This window comes from Chryseobacterium angstadtii (assembly GCF_001045465.1).
In the GTDB taxonomy this organism is placed as follows: domain Bacteria; phylum Bacteroidota; class Bacteroidia; order Flavobacteriales; family Weeksellaceae; genus Chryseobacterium; species Chryseobacterium angstadtii.
The window spans coordinates 12,469-37,467 of the sequence record NZ_LFND01000007.1 but is presented as its reverse complement, the minus strand read 5'-3'; the positions used below and the strand labels follow the sequence as shown (position 1 = coordinate 37,467).

Genomic DNA, 24,999 nt, shown 5'->3' with positions numbered 1-24,999 from the left:
AGCAAATTTAAACATTAATAATCAATTTTTTAATTAAAATATTTCACAAATCTGCGTTTGTGCTGATGTTGTTAAATATTTAAAATTGGCTTCATATTATCTTAACAACCCGGGGCATGAACCATAAAAAAATCCCGGTGAAATTTCACCGGGATCCATATTTTAATCTGAAAGATGATTAAGCCAGGCTTACTCTTACAAATCCTGTTACTTTAAGATCAGCATTTACAGATTTTACATAGTCAGCAACAGAAATAGAGCTGTCTTTGATGAAATCCTGGTGTACCAAAGTATTGTCTTTGTAGAATCTCTGCATTTTACCTTTCAAGATATTGTCGATAATGTTTGCAGGCTTACCTTCTTCAGTAAGTTTATGTCTTTCGATTTCTAATTCTTTGTCGATAGTTTCCTGAGAAACTCTTGTTTCGTCAAGAGCAATTGGGTTCATTGCAGCAGCCTGCATAGAAACAGCTTTAGCAACTTCAAGAGCTCCGTCTACTTTAGCAGAAAGAGCAGAAATAGCAGCAATTTTGTTTCCAGCGTGGATGTAAGCTCCAAGGAATGGTCCTTCGATTCTTTCGAAAGCACCGATCTCGATCTTTTCACCGATAACTCCTGTCTGCTCAATTAATTTGTCAGCAACAGTCATTCCGTGGAAATCTGTAGCTAAAAGCTCTTCTTTAGTAGCAGCGAAAATAGCCATTTCAGCCAATTCGTAAGCAAGCTCGATGAAAGCTTCGTTTTTAGCAACGAAGTCAGTTTCGCAGTTCAAAGAAATAACAACACCTAGAGTGTTATCTTCGTTTACTCTTGCGATTACTGCACCTTCACTTGATTCTCTGTCAGCTCTGTTTGCAGCTACTTTCTGTCCTTTTTTTCTAAGGATATCTACTGCTTTTTCGAAGTCTCCTTCAGCTTCAACTAAAGCTTTCTTGCAGTCCATCATACCTGCACCTGTTTGGTTTCTTAATTTTGCTACGTCTGCAGCAGCTGGTGTATAAGACATAATATCTATTATTTTTTATTTAAGATTAGTATTAATTTTTAGCTTAATTTTAGAGCAGTGCAAAGATAATGATTTTAATGATAAACTAAAAAATGACTTTTCACGTTATTGATATATTTAATACTATTTTAAAGACTTGATTAATGAAAAAAATCTTTCTCCTTCTGTTTCTATGCATTTTTGCTTTAGGTTTTTCACAAAAAAAGAAAAAATCGAAATCTAAGGCTGTTGTAGAAAAGGAAACGGTAATCATCTATACAGAGCAGGATGCTGAGGCTTCAAAAGAAGCAAGAGTGATTGCCGGTTTTCTGAAACAGAATCCCGGGCATGCCAAGTCGGATTATTTTAAAAGAAAGCTGATCGATATGATCATGGCTGATAATTCCCCTGAAGCTAAGCCGACGATTAAGCCTATCAGCAAAGAGAAGATTGAAAATATTGTTAAAAATAACGAGTTGAACAGCGGAAAAACACTGGCTACCAATACAGCTGCAACCGGAGCAAAACCTGAAAGAACTGTGAATTATGCTTCTGTAAGATCTGCCAACAAAAGCAGTGCAGGAAAGTCCTCTAAAGCTGAGCCCACTGATGAAGCCAAAAGAACGGCCGCCATGCTTACCCATCTTTTTAATAATGATACGAGTAAAAATGATGCCTATATTAATATCAAAAACAGATCAAGCTGTAATCTAGTTGTGAAAATAAGCGGCAAAAAATATTATAACCTGAGTGTTCCTGCAAAAGGACAGAATTTTATCCTGATAGATAAAGGAGAATATGTACTTACCACGATGGTATGTGATGCCAAATATTCTTCGCTGAAAAAGATTGATAAAGATATTGAGATTGCACTCAATGTATCTGAATAGAAAAAAAGAAGAAAACTATACATAAAAACGGTTAAGAAAATTTTCTTAACCGTTTTTATTTTATAATTGATAATATTTAATGGCAGCCGTATTTTGTTTCATTTTCTTCCAGTCGTTCCATTGATCAGAATAAGGATCATATCCACATTTTAATGGCTTTGAATAAAGATCATCAGGATTTTGCAGATAAGCCCTGCAGTCAAAACACAAATATTTGAATTGGCAATCTGAACAAATTTTTATGGAGTCTTTGGTTATAGATCCAAGCTGATCAAATTCTGTTGTAGAGATGATTTCATTCAAAGAAGATGTGTTTATATTTCCAAAGGTGTTTTCTAAGGAAGGACAGTTTTTAATATTTCCTTTTTCATCTACAGCTATTTTTTTATATAAACAGGAATTGCAGTTTTTGTTGTGCAGATATTGCGTCAGATTTATTTTAAAAAAAGCATCTGCATTGATATTGCCACAGTCATTGTTTGAATTGATGGTCTGAACTGTATATATTATATTCCGTTTTCCAATATCTCCGTAACCAATACTTTTTGCATTTCTTTCATTTAGCGGGGCAGAATGAATAAATAAATTACTTATGATGGGAAAATCTTCAATGATCTTCCAGTAATCTTTTTTTTTCAGTTTTTTATCAAAACGGGTAATCAGATTAATGCTGTTAATGAAGTTAAAAGTATACTTACTGATGGTCTTATCAAGTAAATCTTTATTAAAGTCTACAAACAGTCTCAGCTCAATATGTTTACATCCTAGCTGGTCAAGACTCATAATACAGTCTTTGAGCTGGGAATAGGAATAAGACCCGTCGAAAACTATTATGGCAGTATGAATTTTCTGCGAGCTTTCATATTGCTCATTAATATCCGGAAAAAGGGCAGGATTTTCTACGAATTGGGCATATTCATTTTCCAGCAGAAAGTCGGCAAGACTTTCAACATGATCCTTATTTTCAATATTATTATCCAGTACATGATCATAGGGAAGGGTCTCAAATGACTTCAGAATATCATAATATTGGGTAGAAAATTCAAAATAAGATTCTCTGGTAAGGTCCATGAACAAGCTGTTGACTGCTCCTTTTACAATGATACAATCTTTAAACAGGCTTAAATATTTCGGATTATTATTCATCATTTTTAATGAAGGAAAAATCTATTATTGTTGAAATGGGATATTCGGTTGCATAGTAATAATTATTGAAATTCAATTTTTCATTTTTAGTGTAAAATTTCTTCCCTTCATTATTATGATCTATTTTTTTAAACTTATTATGGGTGATATAATTTAAGAATAAAGGCAGGTCCTGATTATCCTTCAGTTTTAATTTTTGAATTCTCATTTTTTATTTTTATTAGTTCTAAGGCGACCAGTTTTTCCAGATTGTAGTTGCACGGGCGTGAAGTCATTGTGAACTGGCCGATTGGGTTAATCTCAAGAAAGAAATAAGTGTCATTACTGTCTACAACCATATCTGCGGAACCTGTATTTAAACCTATTTTTAAGAAAACCTTTTCAAGTTTGTATTTGATATCATCAGGGAGTTCAAAAGGCACACTTCTGTTAGGAATCTCACCGTCGTAATTTCTGAAATCAACCTGGGTTCTTTTATTTTTTTGAGAAAATATAGCCATTGAATAGAATGTTCCCCTTAAATAAAATATCCTTAATTCAAATTTTTTATTGATCTTTTCCTGTAATAATGATGGGGGGAAAACATCGGGGAAGTTTTTAATTTCTTTGGTAAGAATTTCATTGGTATAGGTGTAATAAGCATAATCCTGTGTCTGATAATATACACTTTCATAAATAGCTTTGGTGATCAGATCATGTTTTTCCTTTAGCCGGATCAGATCTTTTTTCTTGGTAACAATCCAGCTTTTAGGAATATCCAGGCCTATTTCGTTGGCAATATCCAAAACTTTTAATTTATTGAGAGAGGATTTTCTTTTATATCCCAGGCTTTTTTCTTTTTCTATCTTATCCTGCATATAGGATATAAGGGTAATGTATTCATCCTGAATATGCTTATTGAGTACATGCCCCTCCTGAAATAAATAATGATCATCATTTTTTGCGTATTTTATCTGGATATTTCTATCCAATCCGCCTCGTCTGTACCATACGGCATCTACGGTATTCAAATTTATGGTTTCGTCCTTTGTATTTATTGTAAGATAGATTTCTCCGTTTTTCAAGTCAATATAATCGATATCAACAGCATCTTCACGGTTGATTCGTATAAATTTTTCATTAAAACGATTCAGCCATTCACATACCATAGTAGTAGAGAAATCATGTAATGAGCTAAATATCAGGATCATAGTTTTTTTGGTGGGGAGTACCCGTCAATATATATTGTATAGGCTTTGGATGCAAACTGTCATTCAATCCTATCCAAATATTACATTTATACTATTTTTAAAAATAAACAAGAAAGCCCTCTTAAAAAAGAGGGCTGAAGTTTTTAAGCAATTAAGGTTTGCTGTGTAGGTTTCTGCGGTTGCGGTACATCATAATCTCTGTCAAGTGCACCACTGTCATTACCTTGGTCACTGTCAACACTACCAGATGTATTGGTTGTAACTCCTCCTGTAGAGGATTGTGCTGCTACACCTCCTAATAAGGTGTTCATTTTCTTAAGAGATAATTTTTTAATCTCAAATGCTTCAAGTTTTTTCATGATAAAATTGTTTTTGGATTTGTCTAGCTAATTTATAAAAAAAATGAAATAAAAAAGTTTTTTTTACAAAAAAAATCATTATAAAGAGAATAAATGTTTTGTATAAGCATTTAGTTTACAGCTATATGATTTAAAAAGTAACTCTATCAGAGGTGAATTTAAAGGATTTATTTTTTATCTTTACTAAAAAGCCATGAAAGAAATAATTGTATTTTTATTTGTACTATTGAATATTAACATTATGAATGGGCAAGAGAAATTTAACTGGGAAGAAAAGGAAAAACAGAGCCAGATAGACCAAATGCAGGATCTTAAAAATTGTGATGAAAATTTACTGAAAAAAGATATAGAAGGCTTAAACCGGGATCAGCATCCGATTCGTTTTAGTGCATTTCCTGTTTTACCGTATAAAGCAGGAATGATGACCCAGACCCATGTTATTAAACTAAAAAAAAATAAGCTGGCTGCTGTCTCTTTTTCTATTGAAAATAGCAATATCAACAGGTACTATATCAAAAATAAGTCGGATGAAGCCTTTTTTACGATTGTTTGCCTGGTTGATGAGAGTGTTAAAGATCCTTTTCAGAATGCTTCTGTAATTTCGAGAAATTATCCCAACTTTATAGGCCAGGGTGTCATTAATACTAATATAGAGCCTGTTGAATATATTTCTTTTATAACGGCAGACAGAAAGCAGTTTGCTATAGTTAATATGAGACTTTTTGATCTGGAAATGGGAAGGATTATCTTAATATCCCCTCAGAAAGGAGGTTTTATAAAATCCATGCAGATTAATGCTCCCATACTGGAATCATCAGAAGTGAGCGGATATATTCAAAACGTAATTCTGAAGAAAGATGATGTCACTCATTTTTTTGAATAAATAGTTGAAGACATTATCTTTTTTACGGCATAAAAAAAACGGTTAAGAAAATTTCTTAACCGTTTTTATTTTTATCCTTTAAACTGTCCCATGGCAATGAATTTATCCTGCCTTTGGGTTTCCAGTTCCTGTCCTGAGAATTTTGAAAAAGCTTTAATGTTCTGTAAAATTGAATTTTTCAGATTCAGATAAGCTGTTTCAGGATCATAATGAGCCCCACCAAGTGGTTCTTCTATGATACCGTCGATGAATTTTTCTCTTAAAGCATCTTTTGGAGTCAGGTTCAGCGCATTGGCTGCATCTTCCTTGTGATCCCAGTTTCTCCATAAGATAGAAGAACAGCTTTCTGGAGCAATTACGGTGTACCAGGTGTTTTCAAGCATGTAAACCTTGTTGCCTACACCTATTCCCAAAGCTCCGCCACTTGCTCCTTCACCAATGATATACGTGAAGATAGGCGTTTTAAGCTGAACCATTTCGAAAATATTTCTGGCGATGGCTTCACCCTGTCCTCTTTCTTCAGCTTCTAATCCAGGATAAGCTCCCGGGGTATCTACTAAAGTTACTACAGGAATATTGAATTTCTCAGCAAGTTTCATCAGTCTCAAAGCTTTTCTGTACCCTTCCGGATTCGGCATTCCAAATCTTCTGTACTGTCTTTCTTTGGTGGTTCTTCCTTTCTGAGTTCCTATGATCATTACTTTCTGACCGTCCAGTGTAGCCAAACCGCCAATCATGGCAGGATCATCTGCGAAATTTCTGTCACCGTGAAGTTCCAGAAAACTTCCTTTATCTACCATTCCGTTGATATAGTCTATTGTATAAGGACGATCCGGATGACGGGATAGTTGTACTCTCTGCCACGGGGTAAGGTTCTGGTAGATTTCTTTTTTCTTTTCCAAAATCTTGTCCTCAATCTGGCTGCATGCTAATTTTACATCAACACCACTTTCTTCTCCTACTAAAGAACAAGTCTGAAGTTGATCCATTAGATCTTTTATAGGAAGTTCGAAACTTAAATATTCCATTTCTTGAAGTAAATTAAATCTTTCAAATTTATGAAAAATTATGAAAAACTATTTAAAATTATTGATAGCATTGTTTATTCGGGAGATACTTTCCTCTTTTCCAATCAGTTCCATGATGTCCGGAACATCTGGTCCTTTCAGTTCTCCTACTAAGGAAAGACGCAGCGGCATCATCACTTTTCCCATTCCCAGGCCTTTGTTTTCCGCAAAATCGTGGACTGCCTGTTTGATGGTTTCTGAACTGAATTCAGTGTCAGAAAGATTCTCAGCTAATTCCCCTAAAACAGCAGAAGTTTCTTCGTTCCAGGCTTTTTTAGATGCTTTCTCGTCATAAGAAGTCGGTGCTTCGAAGAAAAATTTTCCGTTTTCATAAATATCTTTCGGGAAAGTAGCTCTTTCTTTCATCAGACCAATAATCTTGATGAGCTTTTCATCAGAAACAGCAGAAAGGTCAAGGTCTGTATTTTTTAAGATCTCAAGAAGTTCTTCATTGGATTTCAGTTGAATATACTGATGGTTGAACCATTCAGATTTTTCTTTGCTGAATCTGGCTCCCGCTTTATGTACCTTATGAAGATCGAATTCTTGGCACATTTCTTCCAGAGTCAGGATTTCCTTATCATCTGCAGGAGACCATCCTAAAAGAGCCACCATATTGATGAAGGCATCAGGAAGATAACCGTTTTCTCTGTACCCTTTGGAAACAATTCCTGTTGCAGGATCTTTGAAGTCCAGCGGAAATACCGGGAACCCGAATTTATCACCGTCTCTTTTGCTTAATTTTCCTTTTCCTTCCGGTTTTAGGATCAGAGAAAGGTGAGCAAATTGTGGCGCCTGCCAGTTCATTGCTTCGTATAATAAAGTGTGAAGTCCCAGAGAAGGCAACCACTCTTCACCACGGATCACGTGGGAAATTTCCATTTCGTGGTCATCAATAATGTTGGCGAAGTGATAAGTTGGCATTCCGTCATTCTTTACCAGAATTTTATCGTCTAATGTATTGGTGTTTACCGCAGATTTTCCACGGATAATGTCTTCAAGATTCAGGATTCTGTCCACCGGCATTTTGAATCGTACCACATACGGTGTTTTTTCATCCAGAAGTTTCTGCACTTCCTCTTCAGAAAGGGCAACGCTGTTTCTCAGTCGGTTTCTGGTTTTATTGTCATAAGAGAAAACATCTCCTTTAGCTTCAAATTCAGCACGGATAGCATCCAGCTCCTCCGGCGTATCAAAAGCGATGTAGGCATAGTCTGTTTTAAGGATCTGCTCGGTATATCTGTCGTAGATATCTCTTCTTTCAGACTGTCTGTAAGGTGCAAATTTTCCTCCTTTCTTAGGACTTTCATCAGGGATGATTCCGCACCATTCTAAAGCTTCTTCAATGTATTCTTCAGCTCCTTCTACATATCTTGCCGTATCTGTGTCTTCAATACGAAGTACAAATTCACCTCCCTGGTTTTTAGCAAAAAGATAATCATATAATGCGGTTCTTACGCCTCCCAAATGCAAAGGTCCTGTAGGACTTGGAGCAAAACGAACTCTTACTTTCTCCATTTCAATTAAAATTTTGGTGCAAATTTACTTAAAATTAGCTGAGTTCTGGTTAAGAATATTAGGATAATAGGGCTTGAAGCCTGAAGCGGGAGGCAGGAAGCTGTTATTTGGCGGTAATTTTTAACAATTACTTCAAAATTTGATGATCTGTCTTTAAAAATTAATAAAGCAGTACTGTATTTATGCTTTAGACTTTGATAACTTCCTTCTTCCAGCTTCAGGCTTCCCTCTGTTTTATTTACTTTTTAAGCAGCAGCAGTTTAAAGAATAAAACCGGATGTTTATATTTTATTCTGTATTTTTCTTTTTTCCATTCTGTCTGCAGCTTTTCTTTCTCAGTGGGTGAATCTGTTTCTGATAAAAGGATTTCATATTTGAAATGGATGAGTTTCAGGTTGTATTTTTTATACAGTTCCTGATCGGCTTTTATGTAATCAATGTATTTGTGAGTTACTTTTTCATAGGAATCTTTCATGAGCTTCCAGTTTCTTGAAAGACTGGTGGAAAGAATTCTGTAATAAAAAAGCTTTTTATCGATAAATCCGATTTTGTAGCCTTTGGAAGTCAGTCTTAGATTCATATCCCAGTCTTCCGTGTTGATATTTTCATCAAACGGATATTTCACGAGCATTTCTCTTTTTACAAATGTTCCTACGTTGGATGTTTTGTTTTCGGAAACGTTTTCATGAAAGAAATTGCTGAGACTTTCTATAACCTGTTTTTTCTCCTTTGGGGTGTAGGTATCGGTTGTTTTGTCTTCATCCTGGTAATATTTGTACCCGTCTGAAAGTATAAAATCAACTGGATTTTTCTGAATATAAGATACTTTTTCCGCAAGACTGTTTTCCGTATACCAGTCATCCCCTGAAAGCAGGGAAACATATTCTCCTGAAGCCTGGGTAATGGCAATATTGATATTTTTTGCCACCCCGAAACTTTCGGTATTCCGGATCATTTTATAATGCTGACTGAACTGTGAAAGTACCTTTTCTGCATTTTCAAATGTTTTATCTTTCGAAGCATTATCCAGCAGAATGATTTCATAATTGGGGTAAGTCTGTGAAATGGCAGACTGGCAGGCCTGCTCAATAAACTTTTCATGGTTCATGGTGATGATGATAAGACTTACAAGAGGTGAATTGTTCATTGTTTAATCAGTTAATAATTGTCGGGAAAGGAATAAATAGATTTTCCCGTCAGTATTGGGGAATGAAAATATAATAATCTTTTGAAATAAGACTATTGTAATCACAAATTCTTTTTCTCAGGACGATCTGTTTTTTAGTCTTATCCGTAAACGGGCAAAGCTTCACTATATTTTTACAGACTGCTTTTACTGCATCATACTGTATATTTTGGCCAATATAATATCCTCAACATTATTCACGGGAATACCACTTTGTCCATAAATAAAAAAGCTTTCATATCCTTCATAGTTCGGAATAGTCTTTTTTATATGCCATTGTACAGGAAGATAACTTGATACATCGTTGGAATATCCTAATACCGTTAATTTTAAAGGGTTATAATGATTGTACAGGTCAATAGCATACTGAGAGACCGCTTCCCGGCTCAGGGCTACGATATTCCAGTCGCCGATTTTTAAAATCTGGATATAGATGGTTGCAGATTTAGACAATGTCCCGGATGTATACTGGTGAATAATATTGTTGGCCCATCTTACATTTCTTTCAGATACCTGGTCGTATTTTCCGGTGTTGGCTTTTTTAATATTGACCGCTCTGTTAAAGCTGAAATTATTAAGCGGGACTGCAATTGAGTCAAGTTTAACCGTAATTTCTCCGGTAACAGGTGATGACGATAAGGCAAATAAATTACTGAAATCCTGAGTGAGTTTATTGGCAGTCTGGTCTGGAGTATCTGTTTTATAAGGATTGATATCACCCGCCCATCCCTGCATAAGCTGTACATTATTAATATTCTTTAATATGCCGAGTTTATCTCTTGTCGCTCCTACATAATTCGACGAAATGGAAACGAAATCACGGGGCTGATTATACCAGACAGGATGTGTACTTGCACTCAGAATAACACCGTTGGTCATATTGGTAGTGCTCTGTTTTGCAATAACCATTGTGATATTGTTATCTAAATCTTTGGAAATGTCTGCTCTGTTGTATCCTATATTGGTTTTGCCTTTTACGAAACTTAAATTGCTTTCGGTTTTATTGTTAATTGCATTTTGTGTAGCCGTTAAAACGGAATTTTTTACAATGTCAAGATATTTGGGATCCGGATTATGGTAAAAATCCTGAAGACAGGAATAGTTCTGAGACACGGGGGCATAATGAGTATGGGAGCAATTAATCAAAATAGCATCTTCATCAATATTGTATAAGTTTTTTATTTCGGTTTTTACTTTATGGGAAAAAGAATAATTGATACCGCATAAATCAAGGGTAATGATAAGGGCTTTTTTTGAATTTTTTTCAAAATAAGAGGCATATGCATAAATAGGGCTCTGGCTGTGCTGAGAATAATACAATTTGTTTTTGTTGGAAGTGGCGTACAATTTATTATTAACATAAGTAATGTTGGATAAATAAGAGCCGTAAGTGGTACGGTTAGGCGTTCCGATTTTTGACCAGCTCTCGTTGGATGATGAAGTGCCTCTTGTCCATAAATCATTGTCATATTTAGACAAAGCAATCAAATGAGTTCCATCATTGGTTAATGACCTTACAGAATTGGCTTTTCCAATGTTTTTCCAGGGAATATTAGACGGGCTCGTATCTCTTACCCAAAGCGTGTTGTTTTTCTTGGTTCCGTACAGCTTATTATTCAGAAGGGTAAGTCCGGTAGTTTCATAGGCAGATCCTATATTGGTCCATGGGCTGTCATTTTCATCGGCGTTTCTCATCCACAGTTTATTGTATTTGTCAGTGCCGTACAGCTTGCCGTTTCCATAGGCTAATGCTGTTACATAATAAGCCATTCCCATAGAAACCCAATTGGGCGTACCGGCGTTGATATCAGCTTGCCAAAGTTTGTTGTCACTTGTCGCCATATAAAACTTGGTATCGGAGGAACACATGGCCACCGCATTTTGTGCGATGCCTGCTTCCTGGAAGCTGATACTGAACCTTCCTTGTTTGGGATCACCAAAGCCGGCAAGAGGAGACGAAAGTATGGTAGAGTTAGGGTTGATAGACTCTTTTGAAAATCCTACTAAATAATTCTGTCCGAAGATGAAATTCTGAAGCAGAAATACCATTATAGACCCTGCAAAGATCTGCACTTTAGTGTTAGACATGGTTAATTTTCTTTTACAATTTTTTGTTCAAAAATTTCTTTATTGTCATAGGTTCCTTTAAGCAGATACATTCCGGCCGGAAGATCGGAGATATCAATGGCATTTACATCCGAATAGGTTTTCAGCAGCCTGTTATCCATACTCAAGACCTGAAGAGATTGGACGCTTTTTTCGGCATTAAGCTCTCCGGACGTTGGATTAGGGTAAAATAAGGGTTTGCTTTTTTCGGATACCGGTTTTCCTTTGACGGATACATTGTCTATATACCAGTTATTGCCGTCATCATCTTTTTTTACAAAAGCAATATAGATCTGCTTCTTGTCAAATTTCGAAATATTGATTCTTTTTAAACTGAAATTTTTACCAAATGAAGAATCGGTATAAGACGCCACGGTTTGAAACTGGTCACGGTCGAGTTGCGAATCTGTAGAAATTTTTATTTCGTATTTTGTAGTATTGCCCACAAAAGAGTTGTGTTGGGAAAAGACCAGGAAATTACCCTCATAATCAGTTAAATCTATTTTAGGACTAATCAGCCAATCCTCATTTAATTCACCCGAATTCTCATACCTTACAAAGAAACATTGATCTGAGCCGTCTTTATTCAGACTTTCCAGTTTCCAGTTATTAAAATCATCTCCCGCATCATTTTTTCCTCTGAGTATAGCCCATTCTTCCGGAGCCTTTGAAAGATGATGATTGTTGAAGTTATCAGAAAATTGTCCGTAAAAGAAAGAACTGAAGAATAAAAGACCCGTAAAAATCAATTTCATGCGTATGTTTTTTCTAAGTAACCGATTGATTTATAATTAAAATTCAGTCAAAAAAATAATATTGATGAATACTTTTTTTGAACTGCGAAATTTACATTAATTTTAAATACAACATACATAGAAATGTGGAGAAATTAAAAATAAAAGCAGAGGTGTTTTTTAATTCAATTGATTGAGAATTAAAGTGGTATGTATCTGTTTTTCTAAGTTTATTCTCAGCGGTATTCAGGTCGGTTATGGTGAGTTATTTTTTATAGTTACGGATGATTTTGAATTTCCGCAGCCGGTAAGTTGATCAGCTTATTCAGATACTGATCAAAAACCTCAGGGTCCAGTCTGTAATCTTCATGGAAGCCTTCATAATCCTGCGGGTAAATATAAAAATAAAGATCGAAATTCACTTCTTTCGCTAAGGTTGAGAAGATAGCAAAATCTCCCCACACGGAACTGAACCAGCTTAAACCTTTTGCTTTAGGATTCGCGAACAGAACATTAGTCCAGGCAGCACCGCTTGGACCTATCATATATTCGGCAGTGTTCACCAGATAAATCTGTTCGTGTATATTCAGATCTTCAAAAAAGACTTCCTCAAATCCATATTTTTTTGCTACTTCCAGAATTTCGTCTGCATTATATTTTCTGAACTGGGATCTTCTGGAAATAAATATCTTCTGAACAGGCTTAATGCGGACTTTAGTCATATCCAGATTCTCAAAAGCTGTTTTTCTGAGATATTGCAGAGATGTTTTCGACAGCTTGGCAAATCCGGCTTCATAGTCTACCCCCGGCATAATATTCGGAACTGCATAGTTGTTACTGGTGATGTGCCAAAGCTTTTTAAATTGATAGTAATTCTTGTTATGGTTGAGAAATATAACTTTATAATCTTTAAGGAAAAACATCAGAAGATCTTTCAGGTTTTCTACCTTCTGCACATCTTCGTCTATAACGATCAGCTTATTTTTGGCATCCGGAATGTATTTGAAAAACTCTACTTTAGACAGGATGTCTACCAGAAAATGATAATAATTAAAAGTAAAGGTTCCGCCCAGGAAAATAGCTTCCTCATCATAGTACACATTCTTATGATTTTTCACTTTGGCAAGCGTCATGGAATGCTGCATCAGATTATCCGTATTGTATACATACGTAATCCTGTCGTCATCATGCCATCTCTCATAAAAGATTTTCTCTTTTTTAAGATCCAGAAAATAGGTGGAATTAGGAATGCACAATACATCCTGTAATGCATAAATTTCTATAGCATTTTTCGGTGTTTTTACAGAAACCTGCGGTGCATCAAAAGTTTGGGGCAGAAAAAGTTCGGCCTCATTTTTCTCACTGATTTTAATTTTTTCTGCACAGTATTCAGAGGGTATAGAATCCAGCGGTAAAAAATCGGTTACCAGCCTCTTTGCTTTTCTGAAAAAAGATTTGATGTAATATTTTTTTCTAAGTGCTTTAAGCTGTACTTCTAAATTTTCAATTTGTTCCTTTGCATTCATATTCTAAAACTTAGGATGACCTAAGAAGTTCGGTCACTATTTCCGGTGATTACAGATCTGTTTTCTATATAATCTCCCGGTAATAGCTGATGGTTTCATCAACCATTTTATCAATGCCGAATTTTGATTCTATTAATTTCCGGGCATTAAGTGCTATCCTGCTTCTCAGTTCATCGTCTTCAAAAATGAGACTTATCTTTTCGTGGAAGTTGTCTTCCTCAGCAATAAGGCCGTTTTCAGGCTCCTGTATAATTTCTTTAAAGGAATCTATAGCAGAACATACTACCGGTTTTTGCATGGCCATTACTTCCAGCAAAGATAAGCTAAAATTTTCACCTTTGGAGGGGAAGCATACTGTCTCTGCTTTGCCTATCAGCTGTACAATCTCCGTCCCTGATTTGTTGCCATGAAAATGAATGGAACTTCTGATTTCATTATCCTGAATGTTCTCTGTAACGTATTCCGGATAATGGTTGGGATTTCCTATGAAATGGAGAGATGCGCCGGGTTTATTTTGTTTAAGTGTAATAAAAGAACGGATAAGCGTTTCCGCTCCTTTCTCAAAAGATACATTGCCCAAAAAGAAAACAGATTGAGGAATGATTTCCGTACTTTCATCAGGCTTATAGAATGTTTCATCAATACCGTTGTAGATGAGTTTAGGATTTTTAATCGCGAAAAGGCTTTTGTTGATCCTCTCATTGTATTGAGATATCGTAATAATGTTGTCCGATTTTTTTAAAGCTTCTTTCTCACAGAATACACGCCCTTTATGTACTTTTTTATATCCGAAATACTTTTCCAGCACAGACCAGGAACCGTGGCATCTGATTGTATAAGGAATTTCTTTGGGAATAGAAAGGGCCAGACCGTCGAAGTCGTGGGTTTCTGCAATATCAAAATGAAGGTGATTCTTTTTGATCCAGGAACTTATTTTATCCGAAATTATTCTTTTCTCGGAAAGATAGGTTTTGAAATGAATCTGCTCAAAAGCTTTCAGTTTTCCGGTAAAAGACCTTACCAGTTCAAGAAGAGGATTGGCATTGAAAATATCTTTGATAGAATGAATCTTTACTCCGTCTTCCTCTGCATCAAATGCATATTTTGAAATCAGGAAAACATGTACGGCTATTCCTTTTTTTACCAGTTCCGTACATAGATTTTTATAAAAAACGCCTGTGCCGCCTACTTTCGGCGTACGAGAACACTTATATTCCCGGGTTACAATAAGCACATTTTTTATTTCTTTCATGAATTAAGTTTAAATACAGTATCTATCCAGTGATCCAGTGTATATTTATGATAAACTTCTTCCGGCAGCTTTTCGTATGGCGTATTAAAAAAATCTTTTTTCACATTGCGGAAGTTCTTATCCAGCACCAAAATATTATGAGGATTATAAAAATCGTATGTTTTGATCGTAGGATTATCGGTAATGACCTTTTTTTCCAGAGCCATGGCTTCGAATATTCTGAAGCTGAGACCCGTCTGGTCGGCACGCATCAGATCAAGGATAACTTTGGTATTTTTATAGTAAGCAGGCAGTGCGTGGTGAGCAATTTTTTTTCTTCCGAATTTTAAAACATCAATATTCTTCTTATCGATAATCTGATTCAGCTTATTTTTCCAGCCTTTCTTTCCTACCATATACACCTCGAATTTTATTTTCATCGGGTTCAGCCTGTTGATCAGCAGATTCAGGGCGGAAAGCCTTTTCTGATCATAAGACGTGATGTAGAACAGATCCAGTTTTGGACGCTGCTTGGATGCCGGAACATGATCCAGATAATTATAATTGGTTATTTTTTCGAATCCGAAATTCTGTACATCATTGTCATCGAAAGAAAATATAGTATCGAAATAATGCAGAAGATGGGTCGCCGGGTTCCTGGCCATGCTGTCGTAAAGATAAGCTATATTCCTGTCTGCATATTCCCGTATTTTCTGATGAATGCTTTCTTCGATAGCTTCGGGGTTGATCACCAGAATCTGGTCCTGTTTTCCAATTTTTTCCAGAGATTCCAGTATGAAACTTTGTCTTTTATGATATTTAGGGTTTTTGCCCAGAAAAATCTTGCTGAACGTGTTTTTTATACGTTCTCCGGTATTTTTATGGGTAAAGGCTCCGATGTTGATATGGCATGCCTGAATGCCTCTATCACTCAGTTTTTCCACTATGTGCTCGTCATAATGCCAGAAATCGAAGCTGATTAAACAAATTTTCATACTGCAAAAATAAAAATTTCATATTTAAATTTATATTTTTGATGAAAAGCCTGACGGGAATGAAACAAAAAATTCTAATTGATGCCGAAAGATTGAAGTACCCGAAGTCGGGAATTGCCAACGTATGTATTTCATTAATAAAGGGTCTGGACGAGAAAAGCTCTGATTTTGATTATACTTTTTACGGACCAAAAAAAAATCTTCCAATAACGAAAAAAAACTTTAAAATTATCAATTGGAAGTTCTGGCAGAAGAAAATTCCATTCAATACCGGATCTTTTTCTCTTATTCATACCACACATCAGCTTTCAGATTATTTTCACAGCATAAAAAAAGGACAGAAAAAAGTAGTCACTCTTCACGATCTTAATTTTCTTCATGACAACAGTTCTGATCAAAAGGTGAAAAAAAGTACCAAACTTGTTCAGAAAAACATTGGAAATGCAGATGCGCTGGTCTGTATCTCAGAATTTGTAAAAGAAGATTTTCTTAAAAACAAAGCTATTTTTAAATTGAAAGATTCGGTAAAAGTAAAAGTAATCTATAACGGACTTACTTTTCCTGAAACAACTGAATTCAGGTCTGAACAAAAGTACAGTTTCATCGGAAGAAAATACATTTTGAATATCGGAGTGCTGTTTCCCAAAAAGAACCAGGAGGTTTTGCTGGATCTGATTTCAAAAAACGACAGGGATCTCGTATTGGTAACTTCTTCAGCAAAATCTGCCTACAAAGAGAGGTTTCTGGAGAAAATTAAAACATTGGGATTGGAAAACAGAGTTCATATTGTGGAAAATGTAGACAATAATGAGAAATATTATCTTCTTCAGCACTGCGAATCCTATTGCCATCCCTCACTGGCCGAAGGTTTTGGAATTCCGCCTGTGGAAGCCATGTATTTCGGAAAACCTGTTTTTTTAAGTAAGCTGACCAGTCTTCCGGAAATCGGAGGAAATCTGGCCTTTTATTTTGATGATTTTTCAGCAGAACATATGCAGCAGATATACGCTTCGGGGATGCAGGCGTATGGTTCCAAAACAAATGAATATGCTTCGCAGCTGAAAGAGAGAGCCCTGAAGTTTGGGTATCTTGAAATGGCAGATGCCTACGAAAATCTTTACCGTGAGCTCCTGAATTAAAGTTTAATCTTTCCGAGTCTCAGTTTCCATTTAAATACGCTGAAACTGTCACCTCCTTTGATATCAATTCTTTTGATCTCGAATTTGTTTTTCCAGGGATAATAATCAATATTGTTTCCAATTCGTACTGCAGAAGTGATGCCTGCATTTTCCAATAAGGAGAAGAATTGTCTTTTGTGCTCTCCTTTTTTTGGGAATTTACCGTAAGGATAGGCGAGTACCTTGGTGAAAGGAATTTTCCTCTCTTCCAGTGTTTTGATATTTTCATAGAGATCATCTGCTGTTTCCTGCAGCGAAATTTCTGAATAATTCTTATGGCCATGGCTGTGCAGGGCAACTTCAACATATTTGGGATTAAGAGATTTGATTTCTTCAAACGTCATCATTTCACGGTTTTGCTCCTTCTCATTTTTAAGAATCAGCCCGGTTGGGATGAAAATCGTGGCTTTCAACTGGTACTTTTCCAATAATGGCACCAGGTATTGCAGATTGTTGAGGTAGCCGTCATCAAAAGTTAGAATAAGCTTATTTTTTAAATGTTTTTGGGTATTGAGCTCATCAAAAAATAAGGCGTTGTAATTGTTTTTAATGTACTGGAACTGTACTTCGAGATCTTCTGTAGATACCGTTAAAAAATCTTTCCCGGAGATGTTTTTCTTCGGTAGAACTTTATGATACATAAGAATGCGGACACTTTCTGCTTTGGAAAATCCAAGTGTCCTTTTAACAAATCTAAACATGGTTATCTGAATTTTGGGACCTGATCATTTTTACCGGATTGATATCTGTAAAAGTTTCTTATGATCCATTTAATTCTATTTTTTTATTTACGGGCTAATTGATTACTAATGTATGAGTCTATATAAAAAGAGATCTGTTACAACATTCAAAATTAATTAAATATTGAATGCAGTCGCTTAAAAATACCTTAAAATGAGGTTCATACTAATGTATAGCCAGATTCAAAGCTAAATAAAGATCTTTTAATAAGGACAATAAAAGGATAAACAGAGGGAATCGGACTATCTATAACCATTTGTTCTCATGAATAAGAGCGGGCTAATACAGGGAATAAAAGAAGCAGCCGGACTGACAATAATGAATTGGCAGTCCGGCTGTTTTTATTTTTAAATCCAAAGATGATTATTTGAACTTGAGAATTTCGTTGATTTTAATATATTTCAGGAACGTATAAAATGCCCCGGTGATTGAAATATAAAATCCGGCCACTCCATCCAGAAAACCCAGTTTGAAAAAGTAGGTTTTCATAAAATCGTAGAAAGGAGAAAAGATAATTTTAAAAAGAGATACCGATTTTCCATTGGAAACCTTTTTTTCTGCCATCAGCTGAGTGTAGTTATTGATTTTGTCAATATGATGGGCGATACTTTTATAGGTGTAGTGGTTGATATTTCCGGGTAATTTCCCTTTTTTATCTTTTGTAATAAAACATTCATGCACCAGATCGTCAGAATATTTTCCGTGACCTTTTTTGAAGAACCGCTCTCTCCATACATTGCCCCAGCCTCCATACCGGATGGTTTTCTTCAGCAGAATATTGTTGAAGTGAATCTCGTATACTTTGTAAGAAGGATCAGAGCTTTTTAAAATTTCTTTAATGGCATGTACAGCCGTTTCGTCTGGAACTTCATCGGAATCTAAAAACAGGATCCATTCTCCCGAAGCTTCAGACAGGGTATAGTTTTTCTGACAGCCGAAGCCGAGAAATTTTTTTTGAATAAATTTTACTTTCGGAAATCCACGACAGATTTCTTCCGTTTTGTCTGTGGAAAAAGAATCAACGACAATAATCTCATCGGCTATCTCATGAACGCTTCTGATACTTTTCTCAATGATTCTTTCTCCATTTAAAACAATATAACAGACTGATAACTTCATTAACGAAATTCTGTGATAGTTTTTTCAATGATTCTGACGCAGTCTAAAAGCTGCTCTTCTGTAATAACCAAAGGTGGTGCCAATCTGATGATATTTCCGTGGGTAGGTTTTGCAAGGAGACCGTTTTCTTTAAGCTGTAAACATAAATTCCAGGCGGTAGAGCTGTCCGGTGTGTCATTGATCAGGATCGCATTCAATAAACCTTTTCCTCTTACTTTGGTGATAAGGTCGTTCTTTTCAATAATCTTTTCAATTTCAGATCTGAAAAGCTGCCCAAGCTGTTCTGCTCTTTCAGATAGTTTTTCATCAGCTACTACATCCAATGCGGCTACGGCAACTGCACAGGCAATCGGGTTTCCACCAAATGTAGAACCGTGTTGTCCCGGTTTGATTACATGCATGATCTCGTCATTGGCCAATACTGCCGATACGGGATACATTCCTCCGGAAAGGGCCTTTCCTAAGATCAGGATATCCGGCTGTACATTTTCGTGGTGGCATGCAATCAGTTGTCCTGTTCTTGCAATACCGGTCTGAACTTCATCAGCAATGAAAAGTACATTGTGTTTTTTACAAAGCTCCGAAGCATTTTTCAAAAAGCCTTCGTCCGGTACATAAACTCCTGCTTCCCCCTGAATAGGTTCTACTAAGAATGCAGCGATATTTCCCGCTTCTCTGTTAAGTACTTCTTCTAAAGCTGCTGTATCATTATAAGGGATTTTGATGAATCCCGGTGTGAATGGACCGTAATTTTGGTTCGCATCAGGATCATTTGAGAACGAAACAATAGTAGTTGTTCTTCCGTGAAAGTTGTTTTCACAAACAATAATCTTAGCGGCGTTTTCTGAGATTCCTTTTACTTCGTAGCTCCATTTTCTGGCTATTTTTACAGCAGTTTCTACGGCTTCAGCTCCGGAATTCATAGGAAGAACCTTATCAAATCCAAAAAGAGTCGTGATTTTCTGCTCGTATTCGCCTAATTTTGAGTTGTAGAATGCTCTTGAAGTCAAGGCCAGTTTTTGAGCCTGATCTACTAAAGCGGCTACAATTTTCGGGTGGGAGTGCCCCTGGTTCACAGCAGAATATGCTGAAAGAAAGTCATAATATTTTTTGCCTTCCACATCCCATACAAAAACGCCTTCTCCGCGATCAAGAACTACCGGAAGAGGGTGATAGTTGTGTGCTCCATGTTTGTCTTCAAGGTCAATAAAATACTGTGAGTTTTTTGCTGTTGCTGCTGTTGACATATGTTTTGGTTTTCGACAAATTTAAGCATTATTAATGAGATGCATGAACAAAAACGTAATACAGTACACGACCATAATTCAAGTGTATTTTAAGCTATGTCTGGGGTGTTTTAGAAAATATTTCTTTTGGTGATCAGGTGAAGCAGGTTTTATATCTTTCGGGGAGAAGGATATTAATTTTTGATTACGATGTTGGAATTATCCGCAGTTGTGCTTTATATCATACTGCTTATTTCCCTGTATACGATCTGATCTCCGTTCCGCAGGATGAATTCTGCTTTCTTCTTTGTGTATTGCTTTTTGGGGGAGTTGTATTCCATTTGTATGGTAAGTTCAGCCTGATACTGTTCTGCTCTCTGAAGATACTTCCTGTTGAGCTCTTCTTTTATATGTTCTGGAGCAGTGCTTTCTGATCTGAAAAAAGCATCAAAGCCATATTCTCTCTGTTCAGCTGTGAGGTTTCCTCTACAGTCTATATTCCCGATTCCTTTGATATTCCAGCGGATGGATTCTTCACTGTCTCCGCCGTTGTCTGCATAAGAAGGAGCAAAAAGGAGCAGGTTCCAGAAAGGCTCTTTAAATTGATTCTGGTAATAGGTACTTTCATCTTCCAGTGCTGAAAGATAGAAATTCCTGAAGATTTCCGCATTCTGATATTTTTCCTGAATAGAAGCTGTTTTCTGTTTCCATTCTTCCACATACTTTTTATGATCTGCAGCACTGAGAAAACTGCCTTTTTCATCCACTTTTATGGATATTGGATAAGATTTTTCTTCCAGCTCATGAAGGATTTCCATAAAATGGTTTTCGGAGGGAAGGGGAACGTCTTCAGTCTTTTCAATCTGCCAGTTTTTGGTGCCATCTTCGTTTTCCGTTTCCTGTATGCTTACTTTACAGGAGGAATGGAAGCCTTTTGTTTCTGCAAAATGTACTTCCAGCAAATTTTCCACATGGTAGAGGTGGTTTCCTGATAAATATTTCTGAAAAGGTTGTACTCGGTTTTCTTCCATGCCGTTTTAATTTTTTACTTAGTGATCTTGTTAAGTGCCTGCATTTTTCCCAAATATCAATCCATAGTTCTTGTGTTCCTCAGGCTGATCCCGGAATATGATGTACAGAAATTGTATCTGTATTTTCTTTCGTTTTATAATGGTTGTGAGAACGAAAGCTGTTTCTCTATTCCATAATTTTTAGCAAAAAAAGACAGAACAGCATCCCTAATACGGGTGTACCATTCTGTCTGCTGTTTGTTGTGAATGTAAGAAATTACATTATTAAGAAGTAGGCCATTCTGCTTTATAAGAAGAATTACCAAGGTCGATAAGTTCTGCACTTACGATGAAGCTGATGTACATGCTGTTTTCATCTACTGCGTCAAAGTCTACTTCGTGCTGGATTACATATCCGTTTTCCCACTTCAAAGTAGTCAGTGTGCCTTCTTCGTGAGATTTGTTGAATGTTACTTCACCTGTTGTAGGCTTGTATTTTCCGTTAAGAAGACTTTCCAGAATGTCTGATTTTTCAGTTGCTTCTACTGTGATTTTGATCAATGCATTGGAAGGATCTGATGCTACTCTTCCTGATACGTCTGTAGAACGGGATACACTGTAGTTAAGTTTTAATAACTTCTGTCCTTCACCGCCGTTGAATTTTAGAATTCCTCTTGAATTTCTTTCTGCCATGATAAGTAAATTTTAATTGTTAATATTGTGTGATTTGTAGTTTTATATCACCAAAAATAGAAGTAATTATACGATCAAAAAAAGATTTTTGAATAAATTTAAAAAAGTGTCGTAATTCTGCGACTAACAAGTGTTAGGTTTTTATGTTTATTGAAAATCAGAGAATTATGAATTTTGATGGTAAGGATTTATGAAGTCCCGATGGAGTGGGAGGTACAGAAGATTGGTAGAAGACCGGCAGCTTTTTTTGACTGCTAAATCAAGAGTCGAAATATGGAGACATAAAAAAACTGCCTCATTTTGGGGCAGTTTTATATTGATTTGTAAATAATCTTAGTGATTATCATATTTTCTATCCATTACAAAATCCTCCATGAATTTTGTAGTGTAGTTTCCGGACAGATAATCTTCATTATCCATCAGTTGTCTGTGGAAAGGAATGGTTGTTTTTACTCCTTCAATATAGAATTCTTCCAATGCACGTCTCATTTTGGCAATAGCTTCCTCACGGGTCTGAGCCGTAGTGATAAGCTTAGCGATCATAGAGTCGTAGTTGGAGGGAATCGTATAACCGGAGTACACGTGAGTGTCCACTCTGATTCCGTGTCCGCCAGGGATGTTTAATCCTGTGATTTTTCCCGGAGATGGTCTGAAGTCAGCATATGGATCTTCAGCATTAATTCTGCACTCAATTGAATGTAGTTTAGGATAGTAGTTGATTCCTGAGATAGGGGTTCCTGCAGCAAGAAGAATCTGTTCTCTGATCAGGTCATAATCAATTACCTGTTCAGTAATCGGGTGTTCTACCTGGATTCTTGTATTCATTTCCATGAAATAGAAATTTCTGTGCTTGTCTACAAGGAATTCAATAGTTCCTACTCCTTCATATCCAATGAATTCTGCGGCTTTTACAGCGGCTGCACCCATTTTCTCACGAAGCTCGTCTGTCATGAAAGGGGAAGGTGTTTCTTCCGTCAGTTTCTGGTTTCTTCTCTGTACAGAGCAGTCTCTTTCAGAAAGGTGGCATGCTTTTCCGTATTGGTCACCGGCAACCTGAATCTCAATATGTCTAGGCTCTTCAATCAGTTTTTCCATATACATTCCTCCGTTTCCGAAGGCTGCTACAGCTTCCTGAATGGCAGATTCCCAGTGATCTTTAAGGTCCTCAGCTTTCCATACGGCTCTCATTCCTTTTCCACCACCACCTGCAGTCGCTTTGATCATTACAGGATATCCTGTTTCTTCAGCTACTTTTACAGCATGTTCGTAAGACTCTATCAGTCCGTCTGAACCCGGTACACATGGCACTCCTGCTGCTTTCATGGTTGCTTTGGCATTGGCTTTATCCCCCATTTTTTCAATCTGCTCCGGAGAAGCACCAATGAACTTGATGTTGTTTTTCTGGCAGATTCCTGAGAAATTAGCATTTTCAGAAAGGAATCCGTAACCCGGATGGATAGCATCAGCATTGGTAATTTCTGCTGCAGCAATAATGTTAGGGATTTTAAGATATGAGTCTTTACTCATAGCAGGACCAATACATACCGCTTCATCAGCAAATCTTACGTGAAGACTGTCTTTGTCTGCAGTAGAGTATACCGCAACGGTTTTGATTCCCATTTCTTTGCAGGTACGTAAGATACGCATTGCAATTTCGCCACGATTGGCTATTAATATTTTTTTGAACATCTTCTTCAATTTGAAAATTAGATAATTTGAAAATTAGATAATGTTATTTTGAATGCAGAATAAAGTCTAACATCTAATGTCTAACATCTAACTTCTAAATTAAGATGGATCTACTAAGAATAAAGGCTGATCGTATTCTACCGGAGTAGCATCATCTACAAGGATCTTCACGATTTTTCCGCTGATTTCAGAATCGATCTGGTTGAATAACTTCATTGCTTCAATTACACAAACTATTTTCCCTACAGAAACTTCATCACCTACGTTTACGAATACATCTTTATCTGGAGATGGCTTTCTGTAGAAAGTACCAATCATTGGAGATTTAATAACCACATACTTGCTGTCATCAGATGCTGCTTCAGCTTTTTCAGCCGGAGCTGCCGCTGGAGTTGCTGCTGCTACAGGAGCCGGAGCTGCTGCCTGAGGAGCTGTATGATAAACCGCTGGCTGTGCATAAACCGCATCGCTACCTGCTAATGGAGTTTTGATGGTGATTTCGAAATCTTTAGTTTTGTATTTTACTTCTGAAACTTCAGCCTTAGATACAAACTTGATAAGATTTTGTATGTCTTTAATGTCCATAAATTTGATATTTGATTTTGTTCCAAAGATACCAAAAAAACATAAAAAACAACAAAAAACCGCCCAATTTTATCAAAATTGGGCGGTTTTTGTATTAAAATAAGGCTTTTTCAGTGAAAAGCGACTCTTAGTTTTCTTCTGTAGTTGCTACTTCTTTTTCCAATACTACTTTACCTCTGTAGTACAATTTTCCTTCATGCCAGTGAGCTCTGTGGTAAAGGTGAAGTTCACCAGTTGTTGCATCTTTCGCTAATTGAGGAACTACTGCTTTATAATGAGTTCTTCTCTTATCTCTTCTTGTGGACGACTGTCTTCTCTTAGGATGTGCCATTTTGAATAACTTTTTTAATTGATGAGCGATGAGATTCATCATCTCATCATATTTAAATTATTTTATTTAATTATTGTCTTTTAACTTTCTCAGTGCGTCCCATCTCGGGTCGCTTTCATGTTCTTCATCTTCCGGTTCCTCAATATCTTTTGGACTGAACCTGTTCAGAATTTCCAGATCTTCATCGCTTACGTTCGGTGAAAGTTTTTTCATCGGTATAGAAAGCTGTACGTTTTCATAGATAAGCTGTGCCACATTGAAGGCATGATCTGAGGCTGGAATGGTAATGACATCTTCATTGCTGTCATCATATTCTTCACCAAAATTCACCAGAATCTTGATTTCGTTTTCAATAGGATAGCTGAATTCTTCATTCGTGATATCACAAACGAGATCAACAGTTCCGTTTACTTTAATCTCAAATTCTAAAAAGGTAGTATGCTTTTCAAGAAAAACATCTGCTGTTATTTTAGGATTTGTAAATTCCTGTTCAGTGTCAAATAATTGAAAGAACGTTTTATCTATCTCAAATTTGAACACGTGCTTTCCGTTTTTGAGCCCGGAAAAGCTTACGTCATAGTTTCTTAACTTGTCCATAAAATGAGTGTGCA

Annotated in this window: 24 protein-coding genes; 3 read left to right on the top strand and 21 right to left on the bottom strand. The window is 36.3% G+C overall.

Going from position 1 to position 24,999, the window contains the following annotated elements; all coding sequences use genetic code 11:
• Window positions 1-178: 178 nt before the first annotated feature.
• The gene (gene tsf, locus ACM46_RS19240) at window positions 179-1,006 is read right to left on the bottom strand and encodes a translation elongation factor Ts (protein ID WP_048508326.1); all 828 of its coding nucleotides are present in this window, start codon (window positions 1,004-1,006) and stop codon (window positions 179-181) included.
• Window positions 1,007-1,149: 143 nt separating this feature from the next.
• Between tsf and ACM46_RS19235 the strand changes: the two genes are divergently transcribed.
• A complete protein-coding gene (locus tag ACM46_RS19235) occupies window positions 1,150-1,875 on the top strand; it encodes a DUF6759 domain-containing protein (RefSeq protein WP_048508325.1) in 726 nt (241 codons plus the stop codon).
• 60 nt (window positions 1,876-1,935) lie between these two features.
• Here the strand turns inward: ACM46_RS19235 and gwsS are convergent, their stop codons facing one another.
• The 3 genes from gwsS to ACM46_RS23425 form a co-directional block, all read right to left on the bottom strand.
• On the bottom strand, window positions 1,936-3,024 hold the full coding sequence (gene gwsS, locus ACM46_RS19230; RefSeq protein WP_083997468.1) for a grasp-with-spasm system SPASM domain peptide maturase: 1,089 nt from the start codon (window positions 3,022-3,024) through the stop codon (window positions 1,936-1,938).
• Window positions 3,025-3,197: 173 nt separating this feature from the next.
• The gene (gene gwsG / locus ACM46_RS19220; protein WP_083997467.1) at window positions 3,198-4,211 is read right to left on the bottom strand and encodes a grasp-with-spasm system ATP-grasp peptide maturase; all 1,014 of its coding nucleotides are present in this window, start codon (window positions 4,209-4,211) and stop codon (window positions 3,198-3,200) included.
• 143 nt (window positions 4,212-4,354) lie between these two features.
• Window positions 4,355-4,522 (bottom strand): hypothetical protein, encoded by a 168-nt coding sequence (locus ACM46_RS23425; RefSeq protein ID WP_157859465.1) that lies wholly within the window; start codon window positions 4,520-4,522, stop codon window positions 4,355-4,357.
• A gap of 241 nt (window positions 4,523-4,763) precedes the next feature.
• Between ACM46_RS23425 and ACM46_RS19210 the strand changes: the two genes are divergently transcribed.
• The gene (locus tag ACM46_RS19210; RefSeq protein ID WP_048508320.1) at window positions 4,764-5,453 is read left to right on the top strand and encodes a hypothetical protein; all 690 of its coding nucleotides are present in this window, start codon (window positions 4,764-4,766) and stop codon (window positions 5,451-5,453) included.
• Window positions 5,454-5,524: 71 nt separating this feature from the next.
• Here ACM46_RS19210 and ACM46_RS19205 read toward each other — a convergent pair whose 3' ends face one another.
• The 8 genes from ACM46_RS19205 to ACM46_RS19170 all read right to left on the bottom strand — a co-directional run bounded on the left by ACM46_RS19205 (window position 5,525) and on the right by ACM46_RS19170 (window position 15,816).
• Window positions 5,525-6,481, bottom strand: coding sequence for an acetyl-CoA carboxylase carboxyltransferase subunit alpha (locus tag ACM46_RS19205; protein ID WP_048508319.1), 957 nt, complete (start codon window positions 6,479-6,481; stop codon window positions 5,525-5,527).
• A 48-nt stretch (window positions 6,482-6,529) separates the two neighbouring features.
• Complete coding sequence (gene gltX, locus ACM46_RS19200) at window positions 6,530-8,038, bottom strand: glutamate--tRNA ligase (protein WP_048508318.1); 1,509 nt, start codon at window positions 8,036-8,038, stop codon at window positions 6,530-6,532.
• Window positions 8,039-8,276: 238 nt separating this feature from the next.
• The gene (locus tag ACM46_RS19195) at window positions 8,277-9,185 is read right to left on the bottom strand and encodes a glycosyltransferase family 2 protein (protein ID WP_048508317.1); all 909 of its coding nucleotides are present in this window, start codon (window positions 9,183-9,185) and stop codon (window positions 8,277-8,279) included.
• A gap of 186 nt (window positions 9,186-9,371) precedes the next feature.
• Entirely contained in the window at window positions 9,372-11,312 is a 1,941-nt protein-coding gene (locus tag ACM46_RS19190) for a PQQ-binding-like beta-propeller repeat protein (protein WP_048508316.1), read from the bottom strand.
• Between the two features lie 2 nt (window positions 11,313-11,314).
• Window positions 11,315-12,085, bottom strand: coding sequence for a T9SS-dependent choice-of-anchor J family protein (locus ACM46_RS19185; protein ID WP_048508315.1), 771 nt, complete (start codon window positions 12,083-12,085; stop codon window positions 11,315-11,317).
• Window positions 12,086-12,342: 257 nt separating this feature from the next.
• A complete protein-coding gene (locus ACM46_RS19180) occupies window positions 12,343-13,590 on the bottom strand; it encodes a glycosyltransferase family 61 protein (RefSeq protein WP_048508314.1) in 1,248 nt (415 codons plus the stop codon).
• 64 nt (window positions 13,591-13,654) lie between these two features.
• Window positions 13,655-14,842: a glycosyltransferase family 4 protein gene (locus ACM46_RS19175; protein ID WP_048508313.1), complete on the bottom strand. Its 1,188-nt coding sequence runs from the start codon at window positions 14,840-14,842 to the stop codon at window positions 13,655-13,657.
• Window positions 14,839-15,816 (bottom strand): WaaS/CpsH family glycosyltransferase, encoded by a 978-nt coding sequence (locus ACM46_RS19170; RefSeq protein WP_048508312.1) that lies wholly within the window; start codon window positions 15,814-15,816, stop codon window positions 14,839-14,841. Before ACM46_RS19170 ends, ACM46_RS19175 begins: the two co-directional genes overlap by 4 nt.
• 59 nt (window positions 15,817-15,875) lie before the next feature.
• On the opposite strand from ACM46_RS19170, the gene ACM46_RS19165 reads away from it, so the two are divergent.
• The gene (locus ACM46_RS19165; RefSeq protein WP_048508626.1) at window positions 15,876-16,955 is read left to right on the top strand and encodes a glycosyltransferase family 4 protein; all 1,080 of its coding nucleotides are present in this window, start codon (window positions 15,876-15,878) and stop codon (window positions 16,953-16,955) included.
• Here the strand turns inward: ACM46_RS19165 and ACM46_RS19160 are convergent.
• The 9 genes from ACM46_RS19160 to ACM46_RS19120 all read right to left on the bottom strand — a co-directional run bounded on the left by ACM46_RS19160 (window position 16,952) and on the right by ACM46_RS19120 (window position 24,985).
• Window positions 16,952-17,695: a polysaccharide deacetylase family protein gene (locus tag ACM46_RS19160; RefSeq protein ID WP_083997466.1), complete on the bottom strand. Its 744-nt coding sequence runs from the start codon at window positions 17,693-17,695 to the stop codon at window positions 16,952-16,954. The genes ACM46_RS19165 and ACM46_RS19160 overlap by 4 nt on opposite strands.
• A 403-nt stretch (window positions 17,696-18,098) precedes the next feature.
• A complete protein-coding gene (locus ACM46_RS19155; protein WP_048508310.1) occupies window positions 18,099-18,854 on the bottom strand; it encodes a glycosyltransferase family 2 protein in 756 nt (251 codons plus the stop codon).
• On the bottom strand, window positions 18,854-20,101 hold the full coding sequence (rocD, locus tag ACM46_RS19150; protein WP_048508309.1) for an ornithine--oxo-acid transaminase: 1,248 nt from the start codon (window positions 20,099-20,101) through the stop codon (window positions 18,854-18,856). Before rocD ends, ACM46_RS19155 begins: the two co-directional genes overlap by 1 nt.
• Before the next feature lie 215 nt (window positions 20,102-20,316).
• On the bottom strand, window positions 20,317-21,111 hold the full coding sequence (locus ACM46_RS19145) for a hypothetical protein (protein ID WP_048508308.1): 795 nt from the start codon (window positions 21,109-21,111) through the stop codon (window positions 20,317-20,319).
• A 264-nt stretch (window positions 21,112-21,375) separates the two neighbouring features.
• On the bottom strand, window positions 21,376-21,783 hold the full coding sequence (tssD, locus tag ACM46_RS19140; protein ID WP_048508307.1) for a type VI secretion system tube protein TssD: 408 nt from the start codon (window positions 21,781-21,783) through the stop codon (window positions 21,376-21,378).
• A 333-nt stretch (window positions 21,784-22,116) separates the two neighbouring features.
• Window positions 22,117-23,472: an acetyl-CoA carboxylase biotin carboxylase subunit gene (gene accC, locus ACM46_RS19135; protein WP_048508306.1), complete on the bottom strand. Its 1,356-nt coding sequence runs from the start codon at window positions 23,470-23,472 to the stop codon at window positions 22,117-22,119.
• A 99-nt stretch (window positions 23,473-23,571) separates the two neighbouring features.
• A complete protein-coding gene (accB, locus tag ACM46_RS19130; protein WP_048508305.1) occupies window positions 23,572-24,057 on the bottom strand; it encodes an acetyl-CoA carboxylase biotin carboxyl carrier protein in 486 nt (161 codons plus the stop codon).
• A gap of 127 nt (window positions 24,058-24,184) precedes the next feature.
• Window positions 24,185-24,388, bottom strand: a complete 204-nt coding sequence (rpmF, locus tag ACM46_RS19125; protein ID WP_007843326.1) for a 50S ribosomal protein L32 — start codon at window positions 24,386-24,388, stop codon at window positions 24,185-24,187.
• A gap of 66 nt (window positions 24,389-24,454) precedes the next feature.
• On the bottom strand, window positions 24,455-24,985 hold the full coding sequence (locus ACM46_RS19120; protein WP_048508304.1) for a YceD family protein: 531 nt from the start codon (window positions 24,983-24,985) through the stop codon (window positions 24,455-24,457).
• Window positions 24,986-24,999: the final 14 nt, after the last annotated feature.

What these genes read in the sequence shown, in the direction of transcription:
- accB (WP_048508305.1), bottom strand. Translation starts at nt 24,057, where the DNA reads ATGGACATTAAAGACATACAAAATCTTATCAAGTTTGTATCTAAGGCT.
- tssD (WP_048508307.1), bottom strand. Translation starts at nt 21,783, where the DNA reads ATGGCAGAAAGAAATTCAAGAGGAATTCTAAAATTCAACGGCGGTGAA.
- ACM46_RS19170 (WP_048508312.1), bottom strand. Translation starts at nt 15,816, where the DNA reads ATGAAAATTTGTTTAATCAGCTTCGATTTCTGGCATTATGACGAGCAC.
- ACM46_RS19160 (WP_083997466.1), bottom strand. Translation starts at nt 17,695, where the DNA reads ATGTTTAGATTTGTTAAAAGGACACTTGGATTTTCCAAAGCAGAAAGT.
- ACM46_RS19190 (WP_048508316.1), bottom strand. Translation starts at nt 11,312, where the DNA reads ATGTCTAACACTAAAGTGCAGATCTTTGCAGGGTCTATAATGGTATTT.
- gwsG (WP_083997467.1), bottom strand. Translation starts at nt 4,211, where the DNA reads ATGATCCTGATATTTAGCTCATTACATGATTTCTCTACTACTATGGTA.
- ACM46_RS19175 (WP_048508313.1), bottom strand. Translation starts at nt 14,842, where the DNA reads ATGAAAGAAATAAAAAATGTGCTTATTGTAACCCGGGAATATAAGTGT.
- ACM46_RS19235 (WP_048508325.1), top strand. Translation starts at nt 1,150, where the DNA reads ATGAAAAAAATCTTTCTCCTTCTGTTTCTATGCATTTTTGCTTTAGGT.
- ACM46_RS19120 (WP_048508304.1), bottom strand. Translation starts at nt 24,985, where the DNA reads ATGGACAAGTTAAGAAACTATGACGTAAGCTTTTCCGGGCTCAAAAAC.
- ACM46_RS19195 (WP_048508317.1), bottom strand. Translation starts at nt 9,185, where the DNA reads ATGAACAATTCACCTCTTGTAAGTCTTATCATCATCACCATGAACCAT.
- rpmF (WP_007843326.1), bottom strand. Translation starts at nt 24,388, where the DNA reads ATGGCACATCCTAAGAGAAGACAGTCGTCCACAAGAAGAGATAAGAGA.
- gwsS (WP_083997468.1), bottom strand. Translation starts at nt 3,024, where the DNA reads ATGATGAATAATAATCCGAAATATTTAAGCCTGTTTAAAGATTGTATC.
- ACM46_RS19210 (WP_048508320.1), top strand. Translation starts at nt 4,764, where the DNA reads ATGAAAGAAATAATTGTATTTTTATTTGTACTATTGAATATTAACATT.
- gltX (WP_048508318.1), bottom strand. Translation starts at nt 8,038, where the DNA reads ATGGAGAAAGTAAGAGTTCGTTTTGCTCCAAGTCCTACAGGACCTTTG.
- ACM46_RS19155 (WP_048508310.1), bottom strand. Translation starts at nt 18,854, where the DNA reads ATGAAGTTATCAGTCTGTTATATTGTTTTAAATGGAGAAAGAATCATT.
- ACM46_RS19205 (WP_048508319.1), bottom strand. Translation starts at nt 6,481, where the DNA reads ATGGAATATTTAAGTTTCGAACTTCCTATAAAAGATCTAATGGATCAA.
- tsf (WP_048508326.1), bottom strand. Translation starts at nt 1,006, where the DNA reads ATGTCTTATACACCAGCTGCTGCAGACGTAGCAAAATTAAGAAACCAA.
- ACM46_RS19165 (WP_048508626.1), top strand. Translation starts at nt 15,876, where the DNA reads ATGAAACAAAAAATTCTAATTGATGCCGAAAGATTGAAGTACCCGAAG.
- ACM46_RS19180 (WP_048508314.1), bottom strand. Translation starts at nt 13,590, where the DNA reads ATGAATGCAAAGGAACAAATTGAAAATTTAGAAGTACAGCTTAAAGCA.
- ACM46_RS19145 (WP_048508308.1), bottom strand. Translation starts at nt 21,111, where the DNA reads ATGGAAGAAAACCGAGTACAACCTTTTCAGAAATATTTATCAGGAAAC.
- ACM46_RS19185 (WP_048508315.1), bottom strand. Translation starts at nt 12,085, where the DNA reads ATGAAATTGATTTTTACGGGTCTTTTATTCTTCAGTTCTTTCTTTTAC.
- accC (WP_048508306.1), bottom strand. Translation starts at nt 23,472, where the DNA reads ATGTTCAAAAAAATATTAATAGCCAATCGTGGCGAAATTGCAATGCGT.
- ACM46_RS23425 (WP_157859465.1), bottom strand. Translation starts at nt 4,522, where the DNA reads ATGAACACCTTATTAGGAGGTGTAGCAGCACAATCCTCTACAGGAGGA.
- rocD (WP_048508309.1), bottom strand. Translation starts at nt 20,101, where the DNA reads ATGTCAACAGCAGCAACAGCAAAAAACTCACAGTATTTTATTGACCTT.